This window comes from Priestia sp. RMT2NF4 (assembly GCF_047872835.1).
Classification (GTDB): Bacteria; Bacillota; Bacilli; order Bacillales; family Bacillaceae_H; genus Priestia; species Priestia zanthoxyli.
The window spans coordinates 1,122,282-1,135,584 of record NZ_JBLQZO010000001.1; the positions used below are offsets into that span (position 1 = coordinate 1,122,282).

At 38.6% G+C, this 13,303-nt stretch carries 14 protein-coding genes and 1 riboswitch; of the genes, 7 read left to right on the plus strand and 7 right to left on the minus strand.

Going from position 1 to position 13,303, the window contains the following annotated elements:
• Nucleotides 1-28: 28 nt before the first annotated feature.
• The 6 genes from ACMX9J_RS05720 (at nt 29) to ACMX9J_RS05745 (ending at nt 3,477) form a co-directional block, all read left to right on the plus strand.
• Nucleotides 29-808, plus strand: coding sequence for an STAS domain-containing protein (locus ACMX9J_RS05720; RefSeq protein WP_028412846.1), 780 nt, complete (start codon nt 29-31; stop codon nt 806-808).
• 143 nt (nt 809-951) lie between these two features.
• Entirely contained in the window at nt 952-1,194 is a 243-nt protein-coding gene (locus tag ACMX9J_RS05725) for a spore germination protein (protein WP_013057625.1), read from the plus strand.
• A 107-nt stretch (nt 1,195-1,301) separates the two neighbouring features.
• Nucleotides 1,302-1,544, plus strand: a complete 243-nt coding sequence (locus ACMX9J_RS05730) for a spore germination protein (RefSeq protein WP_013057626.1) — start codon at nt 1,302-1,304, stop codon at nt 1,542-1,544.
• Nucleotides 1,545-1,595: 51 nt separating this feature from the next.
• Nucleotides 1,596-2,099 (plus strand): Hsp20/alpha crystallin family protein, encoded by a 504-nt coding sequence (locus ACMX9J_RS05735; protein WP_028412845.1) that lies wholly within the window; start codon nt 1,596-1,598, stop codon nt 2,097-2,099.
• Between the two features lie 89 nt (nt 2,100-2,188).
• A complete protein-coding gene (locus ACMX9J_RS05740; RefSeq protein ID WP_028412844.1) occupies nt 2,189-2,614 on the plus strand; it encodes an Hsp20/alpha crystallin family protein in 426 nt (141 codons plus the stop codon).
• 44 nt (nt 2,615-2,658) lie between these two features.
• The gene (locus ACMX9J_RS05745) at nt 2,659-3,477 is read left to right on the plus strand and encodes a hypothetical protein (RefSeq protein WP_028412843.1); all 819 of its coding nucleotides are present in this window, start codon (nt 2,659-2,661) and stop codon (nt 3,475-3,477) included.
• 17 nt (nt 3,478-3,494) lie between these two features.
• On the opposite strand, the gene ACMX9J_RS05750 is transcribed toward ACMX9J_RS05745, so the two are convergent.
• The 3 genes from ACMX9J_RS05750 to ACMX9J_RS05760 all read right to left on the minus strand — a co-directional run bounded on the left by ACMX9J_RS05750 (nt 3,495) and on the right by ACMX9J_RS05760 (nt 7,565).
• A complete protein-coding gene (locus tag ACMX9J_RS05750; protein ID WP_033579427.1) occupies nt 3,495-4,778 on the minus strand; it encodes an ABC transporter ATP-binding protein in 1,284 nt (427 codons plus the stop codon).
• Nucleotides 4,775-5,833, minus strand: a complete 1,059-nt coding sequence (locus ACMX9J_RS05755; RefSeq protein WP_028412841.1) for a FecCD family ABC transporter permease — start codon at nt 5,831-5,833, stop codon at nt 4,775-4,777. Before ACMX9J_RS05755 ends, ACMX9J_RS05750 begins: the two co-directional genes overlap by 4 nt.
• Nucleotides 5,834-6,038: 205 nt before the next feature.
• A complete protein-coding gene (locus ACMX9J_RS05760) occupies nt 6,039-7,565 on the minus strand; it encodes a cobyric acid synthase (RefSeq protein WP_080963377.1) in 1,527 nt (508 codons plus the stop codon).
• Nucleotides 7,566-7,656: 91 nt separating this feature from the next.
• A riboswitch (cobalamin riboswitch) is annotated at nt 7,657-7,837 on the minus strand.
• Between the two features lie 147 nt (nt 7,838-7,984).
• Between ACMX9J_RS05760 and ACMX9J_RS05765 the strand changes: the two genes are divergently transcribed.
• Entirely contained in the window at nt 7,985-8,548 is a 564-nt protein-coding gene (locus tag ACMX9J_RS05765; protein ID WP_033579429.1) for a YdcF family protein, read from the plus strand.
• A gap of 58 nt (nt 8,549-8,606) precedes the next feature.
• On the opposite strand, the gene ACMX9J_RS05770 is transcribed toward ACMX9J_RS05765, so the two are convergent.
• From ACMX9J_RS05770 to ACMX9J_RS05785, 4 genes are all read right to left on the minus strand, one after another.
• A complete protein-coding gene (locus tag ACMX9J_RS05770; RefSeq protein WP_028412838.1) occupies nt 8,607-10,178 on the minus strand; it encodes an APC family permease in 1,572 nt (523 codons plus the stop codon).
• Between the two features lie 423 nt (nt 10,179-10,601).
• Entirely contained in the window at nt 10,602-11,249 is a 648-nt protein-coding gene (locus ACMX9J_RS05775) for a nitroreductase family protein (RefSeq protein WP_033579430.1), read from the minus strand.
• 270 nt (nt 11,250-11,519) lie between these two features.
• Nucleotides 11,520-12,269, minus strand: coding sequence for a glucose 1-dehydrogenase (locus ACMX9J_RS05780; protein ID WP_416225529.1), 750 nt, complete (start codon nt 12,267-12,269; stop codon nt 11,520-11,522).
• Between the two features lie 21 nt (nt 12,270-12,290).
• Nucleotides 12,291-13,262 carry a DHH family phosphoesterase gene (locus ACMX9J_RS05785; protein ID WP_098113318.1) on the minus strand — a complete coding sequence of 324 codons (972 nt, stop codon included), beginning with the start codon at nt 13,260-13,262 and terminating at the stop codon, nt 12,291-12,293.
• Nucleotides 13,263-13,303: the final 41 nt, after the last annotated feature.

Here is a 13,303-nt window from a genome sequence, read left to right on the forward strand (position 1 = left end):
TTACTACACGCATAAGGAGAGATGGAGAATGAATGGAATTGGACGACTTCCACAAAAGCTTAATGGACATTTGATTTTAGAAAATATTCAAGAAACCATGATCATTGCAGATCAAGACTATCGTGTGCAGTGGATGAATGCAAGAGCAATTGAAACACTTCAGCCAGTACTCCCAATCTACCAGTTATCTCATATCGAAGAGTTAATTGGAAAGCATATGGACTTCTTTCATTCCAATTCTGAAGAAGCGGAAAATTTACTCACCTCTCTTCATACAACCTACAGAACGCGTATAACGATTGGCAGTCAATACGTAGCAGAAGCTGTGATTCACCCCATTGATACAAAAGACGGCGAGCGTTATGGCTACTTGCTTATGCTATTAGACTTTACAGATCAAGCCGAAGCAGAGCTTGAAAAAGAACGGTTAATTGAGGATTTGTCCACTCCTTTATTAAAGATATGGGACGAGGTTTTAGCTGTGCCCATTACCGGTAAGATGGATATAGAACGTGGAAAGAAGCTAACTGAAACGGTATTGGAGGCAGTTGTAAAAGAACAGGCGCGCTATTTGCTTATTGATTTATCTTCCCTTCATTCATTAGATGAAGAACACGGTTATTATATTAACACGCTCCACGATGCTTTGCGTTTGATTGGTACCACTTGCCTTATTGTTGGTCTTTCTTCAAAAATGGCTCTGTCGCTTGTAGATTCTCAGTTTAATTGGCGAACATTTTCCACTGTCCAACAAAGCATCTCTTACATTTTAGAAAAAAAGAATTGTCGTATTGCACCCATTTCATAAGCCCATCATATCATTAAGTAATCCTCTCTCAATCGCTTTTTCCTTCAATCGGAAAAGGCGATTTTAGTTATGAGGAATTGTGAACGTTTAGGCACTTATCATCATAGGATACATTAATCAACCATAGAAAAGGGTGAGAGCCTATGCCAAGTGTTATTAACATTTATAATTTAAAGATCAACAGTATCTCAAGCAACGGTTCTGTCAACATTGGCGAAGCACTCCATAACAGTCACACGGCTCATTCAAAATCCACTGGTACGAACTCTTCTTATGGCGATGTCTCACCTGCTTCCTCGAAAATGCGAAACATTTATATCGATCCTGATACAAATGACCAAACAGATATTGCAAACGTTGATCATGTCAATGGTTATCAGCAGTGATATAGGGCAATGCTTGTCAACAGCATGACGACAAACGGTGAATACATTCTCTCTGAACGCAATAGGCCGTTGGAGTAGAATGAATAAAAACAGTAAGGAGTCTCTTTATGCCTCTTCAAATTAACGTTTTTAATATCGTAACAAACGGTGTCACGCAAAACGCAAATATTGATTTCGGTTCCACCATTCAAAACAGTCACACGGCGAACTCAAAGTTTAACGGCGCAAATTTCTCTTTAGGTAACTTCTCTCCTACTTGCTCTCAAATGAATACGGGCGTGTTAGATCCTGACGTAAGCGATCAAGATCAAATTGCAAACCCTTCAGCTCCAATTGGAAATCAAATTTAGATTTAACGATTTTGTCGTTTTACTTGGCACATTACAAGGAGGTGTGTAAATATGTTTCCATTTGGAAAGTCTCCGTTTAAAGGAATGATGGAAAATATCCCAAAAGGAATGGCATCTAAAGACATGAATAAATATATTCAGCAAATGATTTCTTCTACGATGTCCCATTCTTTTCCGGATTTTATGCAAGGAAATGAATTCTTTAAGCAGGCCCAAGACATGATGAAAGAACAGCAGGATGTGGGAAATGAAGGTCATGGACAACAGCTAAGAAGATTTGATTCAAACGTCATTAATACATTAGACGAATGCATTGTTCAGTTAAAAATTCCTAACCGCGATATTGTATCAAGCATTAAAGTCTATCATACTCCATACGTGTGTACGATTGAAGGAATAGATGGAGAAGAATCCTTCAAAGAAGAAATTCAGCTTCCTTGTTCGGTTCGCAAAAAAGGTACACGCGCCGTATATCGTTCCGGGGTGTTGGAAATCCGGATGCCTAAACATGTTAATATTCCTATGTCTCAAATAGACGTCCACGATTTAGATTAAAGTGGACGTTTTTTTCTGTTTTCATGCATACATATAAAATAGAAAGCGGCAAAAGGCCTTGTTTTATTTTTTTAAAGAAGGTGACAAATATGAATCATGGAAAGTTTAAAAAGTGGGCAGAAACGTTACAAGAAGAAAACCATACAAAATTTTGGGAAAAGATTTTTGACGATGATCCTGAAGAAAAGAATGATACGGAAGCAGATGCTTCTCCTCAAATTGTAAATGAGTATCGAGATTATCCTTTAATTGATGTATACGAATGGGCAAATCAACTGTTAGTTGTGATTGAAATACCCGGTGCTAAACGAACAGACGTCGAATTGACCATGCATGAAAATACTTTACACATATCCGGTTCATCTCTTTTAACGATGAAGGATGCAAATGTTCTTCACAAAGAAAGACGTGAAGGAACGTTTCAACGATCAATCATCCTTCCACCTGCTGTAGGGGAAGCGCCATGTCACGCATCATTTAAAGATGGTCTATTGCACGTGAAATTTGATTTGTAATTTATTGTGCAGAACTATACGTAGCATGAAAGGCAGGGAATTTCATGTTTTCTAAGTGGTTTAAACAATCGCCTAAAATTGAAACAGTCCGCAAAATAAATCCGTCTTCCCTTCCAACCAAAAAAAAAGTAAGTCCCATAGACCAAAGCTCTAATCAAAAGCGGAAAGAATTACCCGAAAAGATGAAAACTAAAAAACAGTCTAATCTAAAGAAACCCCCTCAGCAGCCAAAGAAGTTGCCGAGCCAAACGGAGCCTAAGACATCTGATGAAGTTGAATTCACAAAACCTGTTCATTCGTCAGATTCAGCGCTGAACCTGCAGGGAATTATTGATCAAGTGACGCGTTTAACCGACGCGATTCCTAAAATAGAAGAGCTTCATCAGCAATTACATGAATCAGCTCATCTTATTCAATCATTGTCTCAACTGCACGAGCAAACAGCTCATTTACTTTCGGCTATGCAGTCAGCTCCTAATTTCGAAGACATTCAAAATCAGCTCTCTGCGTTAAAGGAAGAATCGTCCAATACAGCTTTATATGAGATGGTGAAAACTCTTGACAAAAAGATTGATGAAGTAACTCAGCCAAAGCAGTCCATTGTTGTTGAAAAAATTATGGTGGAAAAAGTATTGTTAGACAAAATTGACCTTAGTAATAATTTTGGCCAGCTAGGAATTAAAGATTTGACCGGCCACTTAAACATTGGTACAACTTACAGCGCTGACTCTGATCAAGTGGATGAAGAAGTCAAAGACTTATTCTCTGTTAAGCTAAAAGAAAAAAAGATTGATGAACATACAACTGAGACAACGATGAGTTCAGGAGGTGAAACAGAAAAGCCTGATCACTCCGAAGAATAAAAAATGACCGCTACTGCTTATTTAAAGCAATTGTCGGTCATTTTTGTTTCCATAAATAGTTGTAATTCTTTCTGTAGGCGTTCCATTAAGAACGCTGAAATTTCTTCTTGATTTTCTTCTTTATGATGAGATGATGCTACAACAATACGGCCTGTTTTTCCTAAGAAAGCCCGGTATTCAATTACCTTCATCGCAGCATGAAGTAAGTTCGCGTCCGAAAGCGGTGTATTTGTTAGTAGAACAATATTCATTTCATTCTCTTTTTGTCCATGTGTCAGTACAGTCAGCCACGAGTAACCTTTATCGTCTTTTAAGCGAACTTCATGACTAGATAAAGACGCAGATTTCCACGCCGTGTTAGAACTGCTTTGCTGTTGAACAATTTCTTGACACCAGTCTAGACCTGTTTCATTGGAACCCAGTGAAAGAGTTCTCAAAGGACGAGCAAAGGATAAACATAGCTTGCCCGGTTCCTTTTGCAACTGATACAACTCATGGAAGTCCGTCTCTGGATATTGATACGGGGGCACAAAAGCAATTTGCCGCTTGTTCACAGCGGGATGGTGAAATACATGCAAATCAACGCCATATACTCTTTTTAACGTAGCTGCATCCTGAAAAATGGCATCCATCCCCGTTTCTTCTACTCTTCCATCTTTCAATAATACGGCATTATCTGCAAACAGCGAGGCAATGTTGAGATCATGCAAAATGGCCAGAACCGTCAAGCTCATTTCCTGCTGTAACGTTTTTAACAGCTGAAGCAGTTCCATCGTATGTTTTACATCTAAGTGATTCGTTGGTTCATCAAGAAGTAAGTAGTCAGGTTCTTGCGCCAGTGCTTTAGCAAGTAAAACCCGCTGTTTTTCTCCACCGCTCAGCGATTGAAAGGTATGATTTCGATAGTGCCAGACGTTTGTTAATTTCATCACGCTTTCTACCACTTCTTCATCCTGTGCTGATACAGTGCTAAACAAACCTTTTGCCTGATAAGGATAACGTCCAAGTGAAACAATTTCTTGAACCGTAAATTCTAATCCAATTTGATTTTCTTGCGTCATGACTGCAACTTTTTGCGCCAGTTGTTTTGGTGAATAAGCCTTCACGGACTTCCCTTCTACCTTCACTTCTCCTGATTGAGTGGTTAATACATTCATAATTAAGCGAATAAGCGTTGTTTTTCCGCTTCCATTTGGTCCTAGTAAAGCAACAAAAGAACCTTTGTCTACGGTGAACGTGATGTCACGAACGGTCGGTTTCTGCTTATCGTATCCTCCCGTCACATTATATAGTTCAATCATGATATTCCTCTTTTCCGCATACGTTCTTTTACAAGCAGCAGCGTAAAAATTGGCGAACCAATTAAGGCGGTTACGACTCCAATCGGCAGTTCACGAGGTTCTAATATCGTTCTTGCTAATAAATCGGCTAAAACCAAATAACTTCCTCCGATTAAAATAGAAAGCGGCAGTACATGCTTATGATTAGCTCCCGCTACGAGACGCACTACGTGGGGAATAACTAAGCCAACAAATCCAATTGCCCCAGATACTGATACCGCAGCCCCGGTTAATACGGATGCACCTATTAAAATCATTCTTTTTTTCTTCTTTACGTCTATCCCCATAAATTGAGCGGATTGATCGCCAAATGCTAAGCCGTTCAGCTCTTTCACATGTAACAGCAGCATAATCGTACCGACTAAAAAGAACGGCCCTAAAATTTGAATATGCGACCATCCTCTCATTGATACGCTTCCCATTAGCCAATATAAAACCTGCCTTACATCTTCTTCAGGAGAAAGAGCTACAATTAATGAAATAAGCGCGCTCATAAAGGATGATAAAATAATCCCCGCTAAGATGATGGTTTCATTAGCCAAATTGCCGCTTGCGAGTTTCGTAATACCAAAAACTAAAAGAAGAGTAATAAAACCAGATACGATGCCGACTACAGGCAGCGTGAAGATAGACAAACCAAAAATACTCCAGTGAAAATAAATTGCCATGACAGAGCCAAGGGTTGCACCTGAGGAAACTCCGATCGTGTAAGGATCCGCAAGAGAGTTTCTTAATAGCCCTTGAAAGGCAGCCCCTGCTATTGAAAGCGAAGCTCCTACTAAAAATGCCACCAGTACTCTTGGAAAACGAATTTGCCAAATGATTAAATCCATGTTTTCTGGACCGTGATATAAGGATAGTCCGGTAAGGTGGCCAATAATAATTTTGATTGTATCTCCTACGGTTAACGAAACTGTACCAATAAATACTCCCATAATCACCGAAGTACATACAATAAATAAACTGACTATGTATAAAATAGATGCTTTGTTTAAAAAAATACGTTTAAAAATCAATACTTTCAGCTCCTCTAGGAAACGAGGCGTGATGTTTTACATTACATTAACCATTCATTTTCCTGTCCATAAACCATGTTTCCATCCTACATAGTATTGGAAACAATCATCTTTTATTTGTTACGAGTGCTAGACTGTTGAACTAGGCAACGTAGAATAGCGTACTAAAGTTCTCGGTGAAAAAACAAGCGAAAACCTCTACAAGCTACACTTTTTGTGCTTGCTCCGGGCTTTTATAGTTGTCTATTAAATGATACAGCTTTTCCATATCTATAGCTTCTCTCACATATGCTGCTGCTTTTGAAAAAGACTCCTCTTTTTGCAGGCGACTGTTGAATGTATCCGTAATAGGCGGCAATTTTTTATGTTTACGAATTTGATTAAGCAAAGCTCTGCGCAAAGCATCGTTATGAAACACATCATGAACATACGTGCCAATGATGTTGTCTTTAACCGTTCCTTCTTTTTGATCATCTACCACCGCAAAGGCTTTCGTCATGCTTTTAGAAACCGTCTTTCCCATATGAATTTCATAGCCTTCAATCGAAACCTTCTCACTCTCTAACTGAACATATCCAGAAACTCTTTCTGTTTTTTTGCTGGTTGTCATAACGGTTTCCACTGGAAGCAAACCCAGCCCTTTAATAGATTCAATCCGGGACTCTACTGCATCGGGGTCCGTAATTGTCTCGCCTAACATTTGATATCCCCCGCAGATGCCAATAACGTGAGCGTTCGTTGCGTTCAAGACTTGATTAATGGCTAGAGCCAGGCCGCTTTCTTGTAAAAACTGCGCATCTTCAATCGTATTTTTGCTTCCTGGTAAAACAATTAAATCAGGCGTACCTAGTTGTGATGGCTTGGTTACAAGTCTCACATGACAGTCTTCTTCTAAGCTTAGAGGATCAATGTCTGTAAAATTTGAGATGCGAGGATACGAGATAACCGCAATATCGATTTCTTTTAACGGATTTACAAGCGTTGAGTAATTTCTGAGTGATAGCGAATCTTCAGCGTCAATTTCCACGTCGTGCATATAAGGAATCACTCCTAGTACCGGAACTCCCGTGTATTCTTCAAACCACTTCAACCCCGGTTTTAAAAGCTCTAAGTCTCCTCGGAATTTATTGATTAACACTCCAATTACTCTAGGTTTATGTTCATCTGGAAGCAATTGAAGAGTACCCACCAGACTCGCAAAAACCCCTCCTTTATCAATGTCTCCTACTAACACAACAGGGGCTTGGGCTATCTTTGCTACGCGCATATTTACCAGTTCCCGATCGTTCAAATTCACTTCAGCAGGACTTCCAGCACCTTCAATCACAATTCGATCATAATGATTGGCAAGCTCTTTATAAGACTCCGTGATAACGTTCAAACCTTCATTAAAAAATTCTTGCCGATACTGAAAAGCAAACATATTACGAAGCGGTTTTCCATGAACGACAATTTGAGATTCATGATCACGAGTTGGTTTAATTAAAATAGGATTCATATTGGTTGTTGCTTCTACTCCAGCCGCTTCAGCTTGAATTCCTTGCGCTCTTCCAATTTCTTTTCCATCCATTGTAATGTATGAATTAAGCGCCATATTTTGCGATTTAAACGGTGCAGTTTGATAGCCGTCTTCTTTAAAAATACGGCAAAACGCTGTAGCAATCATGCTTTTTCCAGCGTCTGAGTGCGTTCCTTGAATCATAAGAGGTTTTCCTTTTTTCACTTTTTCCACTCCCTATCACATAAAAAAACCTTAACTGTAAAAGTCAAGGTTTGGTCATGCGCTCATTAACACATTGTCTTGACTTATTTCTCCCACCGAAAAATAAGGGGTTTTTAAAAGCAGGTCTCCTGGCTTATGCTTCATTTTACTTCTGCATCCTTCCTAGTTTGACTAGTGGGTCTTTGCAGGTTCATCCACATTTACAGTAGCGGGGGCTGCACCGGATTTACACCGATTTCCCTATTATCCTCCTTAGAGGCACTTTTAAAATCATTTATTCTTTATTGTAACGAATTTTATAACCATTCACAATAACGATTTTCTTCTATTATTATATATTACTGTGTTTATACTTATTTGGGTCTCGTATGCTATAATAACAATTATTTTCCAAACATCTTATGAAATAGCTAGGAAGGTGCTCGTAGTTGAAGAAAAAAATCATTTATATCTTTATTAGTTTGCTTGTTCTTTACATAGCAATCATGTCTTTTTGTATGTATCAAACCGCTCATCAGCCTGTTCCGCAAAAAGCAGATTATGTGCTCATTTTAGGTTCCAAAGTAGACGGAGATCAAATGTCTCCTAGTTTAAAAGAACGAGCAAAAACGGCTTTATCTTATTTAAAGACTCATAAACAAACAAAAGTTATCGTAACGGGTGGAAAAGGATCCGATGAAGAAATTTCTGAAGCAGAAGCAGCCTATCGTTTTCTACGAAAAGAAGGAATTAAAAAGAATCGAATGATAAAAGAGGATCAGTCAACTTCTACTTTTGAGAATTTCACTTTCACTAAAAAGAAAGTTGATATTCAACACAAAAAAGTCGTGCTTGTTAGCAGTGATTTTCATTTATTTCGCGCCTCTATTATTGCCAAGCGTCAAGGTTTTGACGTTTATCCTTTAGGTGCAAAGACACCAAATTCAATTAAACTTCAAGCCTACTTTCGTGAGTATGCTGCTATCTTAAAAACGTGGCTGTTTGATAAATAAATAGAGTACACCCCTATACAAACGAAAAACACGGCATGAATTCATGCCGTGTTTTTTATTAATCATCCGTATCGATAACTGCTTTTGGTAAACCCGTGTATTTCGCCCAGTAGAAAATACCGATTGAAACAAGAGCAATTAAAATTAAGTCAAGCGGGTTGCTTAGCACACCTTGTCCTCCACCAAATGAGCCTAGGTAAGAGATAACAAGCATAATAATATAATAAGCAACTAGCCACCAAGCAGATTTAAGCTGCTGTGCAAATTTTACAACGTCAGTTGGTACGTATTTCTTAAATGCTACGTAGATAACAACCATTAGAAGCTGTGATCCTAGAAGCCAAGAAATTGTCGTCCATCCTGACCAATATACGATGTATGAACAGAAGATAAATGACACAGGAGCAATAACGCTCATGCCTTTTAATTTGAAAGGCTTTTTAAGGTCTTTTGCATTTACTCTGAATGCAGCAGCTGAAATTGGCGCAATCGCATAAGACAGAATAAGTGCTACTGAACATACGTTTACTAGCGCTTCCCAAGAAGGAAATGGCAGTGTCCAGAATACGGACATTCCAAACGATAGCCATAGTGACGCACGTGGAATTCCTGTTTTCTTATCTACTTTTGAGAAACGTTTAAATAGTGTTCCATTACGAGACCAAGCATAAACTAAACGAGAAGTTGTATTCATGAAGATGTTCCCGTTACCGCCTGGTGATAAAATAGCATCAAAAATAACAAGCGTTACTAACCAGCCAAGGCCTAAAATAAGTGCAATATCTTTAAATGGTAAAGAGAATTGCTCTTGAATTGTTCCCCATCCTCCTGATAGCATATCAGCCGGAATGTTACCAATGAACAATACTTGCAGTGCTGTGTAAATAATCGCTGAAAGTACAATACAGATAATGAGCGCGATTGGAATATTACGCTGCGGGTTTTTAACTTCACTGGCTACAGAAACAATAGGGTGAAGTCCTAGGTAAGCAAACATAACGCCACCTGTTGAAATGGCTGCTTGAATACCATTAAAACCAAACGGAGTAAAATCGCCAGTTGTAAAGTTAGCTGATTTAAAGTGATAAGCTAACACGACGATAATTGTAAGAGGAACCGCATATTTGAACACAGATATAATAACATTTGACTTAGCAAATGCTTTTACACTTACGTAGTTAATGATAAAAAATAGCGTTAATAACGCGAACTGAAATAACCAGCCGATTGTAGTAGGCGATTCAGAACCATGTTTAGTTAGACCAGGAAGCCAAAACGCAACATACTGACGTACAGCCGTTACCTCGATGGCAATCAAACTTGTGTAAGCAATAATGGTAATGAATGAAATTAAGTAACCCACTAAATGACCATGTGAGTAAACCGGATAACGGATAATTCCACCGGTACGCGGCAGCGCTGCTCCAAGTTCAGCATACACTAAACCGATAAGTAAAATAATGACTCCGCCAATCAGCCACGAAAAACTTCCGGCTGGACCAGCCTTTGACGCTACGTTACTAACCGCAAATAACCAGGCGGAACCAAAAATAGCTCCCATCCCAATTAACGTTAGGTCAAGTAACGATATTGATTTTTTAAACTTTCCTTGATTTCCTTGATCAGACATAATATCCTCCTTTAAAATTTCCACTCCACATATCTACGCCCTTGCGTCCGATATGGGATTCTTTACATCATCCTCCTCTTACTAAGACCTCACAAGTGGATATGTTAACAAATATTCTCTAAAAAACCAAGTTAAAAACTTTATTTTTTTGTAAAACATCGTTGAATTGCTTATGTATAGCGCATAAATTCCACAGAAGATTTGAGGACTACTCCTCCTATTTAACCGCATTTTTCTTAGGTTAAACATAAAAGAATATTCAAACTATTTACCGTAAAAAAGGGTCTGAGATATAACGAAATCAACCGCTAGAAGCAGCTACATACGCAACACCTACGCTTGCCATACCAATAAAAAAATCCGAACGATGAATCGTTCGGATTTTGCTTTAATTAAAATAATGTTGTCCGTGCCTTTTTTTGCTTATTTAAATACTTTTACACGTTCACTTAGTGGTTGAAATTCTTTTTCACCCGCAGGTGACACGGGATTACCAAATGGCATTTGAGCAATCAGCTTCCATGAACTTGGAATATTCCAAGCTGCTTTTACTTCATCGTCAATCAATGGATTGTAATGCTGTAAAGTTGCTCCTAGGCCTTCGAGCTCAAGAGCTGTCCAGATCACATGCTGCAGCATGCCTGATGATTGGTTAGACCAAACCGGGAAATTTTCGCTGTAAGATGCGAACTGCTTTTGCAGCCCTTCAACTACTTCTTGATCTTCAAAGAAAAGAACTGTTCCATAGCCGCTTCCGAATAAGTTCATTTTTTGATCCGTATCTGAAAAATTTTCAGCTGGAACAATTTTACGAAGCGTTTCTCTCGTAATATTCCACACTTTATCATGCTGTTCGCCAAATAAAACGACTACGCGTGCGCTTTGGGAATTAAATGCTGAAGGAGTATGTTTCACCGCAAAGTTAATAATTTCTTCAATTTTTTCTTCTGACATTTTTACATTTTTATCAATTGCATAAATAGAACGTCGGTTTTTAATTGCTTCATAAAAATCTTTTCCAACCTGTTGTTGATCACTTGATTTATCAAATAATTTATCTAAAAAACCCATTTTCCACACTCCTAATTGTTTGTTTTTTTAAGCTTAAATTGCATGTTTATACCCTTCCCCCTGATAAAAGGAGATAAACAAGATATAATGAATTCTTATATCTCTAATTCGAGATATTAAACCAAAAAAATATTAATTGAAATTTAATTACTTTATGTAACTTACTTTACAATGATTATTTTGTTCTGTCAAGCGAAAATTATTATCTTTTTCTTTTCTTGATTATATGAAAAAAGACTGCTAAATACGGCAGTCTTTTTTCGTAGATGCTTAATGTTCATAAACCATCTTTCGCGTCATTCCCCCGTCTACTACGAGGTTAGCTCCTGTTACAAAATCATTTTCGGCGTTTGTTAAGTACATACACGCTCTTGAGATATCCGCTGGCGTTCCTACCCGATTAGACGGATGCTGCGTATGATCGATTTCACGAAGGCCATCGTAGTCAGATGTCTCAATCCATCCTGGAGAAATAGCATTTACCGTGATGTTGTCATCACCAAGCGAAACGGCAAGTGCATGAGTTAAAGCAACGATTCCTCCTTTTGTAGCAGCATAGGCTTCTGTATCTGGTTCAGACATTGAAGCTCTTGTAGAAGCTAAGTTTACAATGGAGCCCCCGCTTTCGTTTTTCCTCATCACTTTAGCTGCTTCGCGAGAACATAGAAACACGCTGCGCAGGTTCGTATTGATAATGTCATCCCATTCATCAACGGTTAGCTCATACGGTGATTTCCAGCGGGAAACGCCTGCATTATTAATCAAAATATGTATCGTTCCATACGTACTGACCGTTTTTTCAACGAGATGTAAAATGTCGCTTTCTTTTCGGACGTCTGTTTTTACAAAAATGGCTTCTCCGCCTTGTCTTTGAATAGCTTCTGCGTGACGCTCGCCTTCGGTTTCGTCCACATCTGCCAATACCACTTTTGCTCCTTGTTTTGCGTATGTGCGTGATACATCTTTTCCTATTCCATTCGCAGCTCCGGTAACAACAACAACTAAATCTTTAAATGACATAGCATCTCCTCCTTATACGCTTTATTCACTTTTTTCTTCGTCTTTAAACAAGTGATCCGTGACGAAAAGAGCAAACGTTTCAGCCGTTAACTTGCATCCAGAAGCTTTTGGGTGACCTCCTCCTCCAAGGTGCCCAACAATTTCGGCTAAGTTGATTTCGTCTTTTACTGCACGGAAGCCAATCTTTTGGCGTCCCATGTCCACCATAACGGAAAAGTCGATATCTTCGTTTTCTAGACACAGTGCATTTCCTAGCTCAGACTGATATGTATCTGCAAATACAATGCCTACGTTGTACGCTGTTTTAGCAATTTCAACACTTTCTTTTATGATTTGTTTTTGCTTGTCGTAAATATATTTTTCAATCTTTTTTTCTTCTGCTTCTAGTAAAATTTCGTGTTTGTCCGTAAACGTAAATTCTTGATTTTCAGTATGGTACGATTCACGAAGCGTTTCTAGAATGGTCTCTTTAAATTCTTCATGCGGGATTAGATAATATAGGTGATTGAGGCGCTTTGCTTTCAAATTATTTTCATGAAACCAGTCCCACGTATCAAATAAGCGCACAAGTTCTACATATTCATCAAGCAACTCCGTTTTTTGAAGCATGTTGTTGCGCACTAAGTAGTCGTAGAAAAGAGATGTAGCTGCTGTCTTTTTACCGTTTTCGTCTTCTGCAATAACATGAACCCAATCGTATTTCTCAGCTAGTGGAAGAGCAGAGATATGATGGTCAATAAGAGTGATTTTCTGGCCTTTTTTTACCAGTTCATTTAATTTTTCCGCTACTTCATCGTTTACGCTAATATCCGTTATGTATAAAGCTGTGTCTCCATCGTTTTCTTCTTCAATAAAATGCGTCACTGTGTCATTGATGCGGCCAATGCTTACCGTGCTGTAATCAAAGTTGTCGTCGCCAAACGCTAACCGACCCAACAGTGCTGGACTTACCCCGTCTAAATCGTTATGTGAAATTAATTTTATTTTTGTCATCAATCAAAACTCCTTTATTTTCAGTCGCCTTAGTATATGTA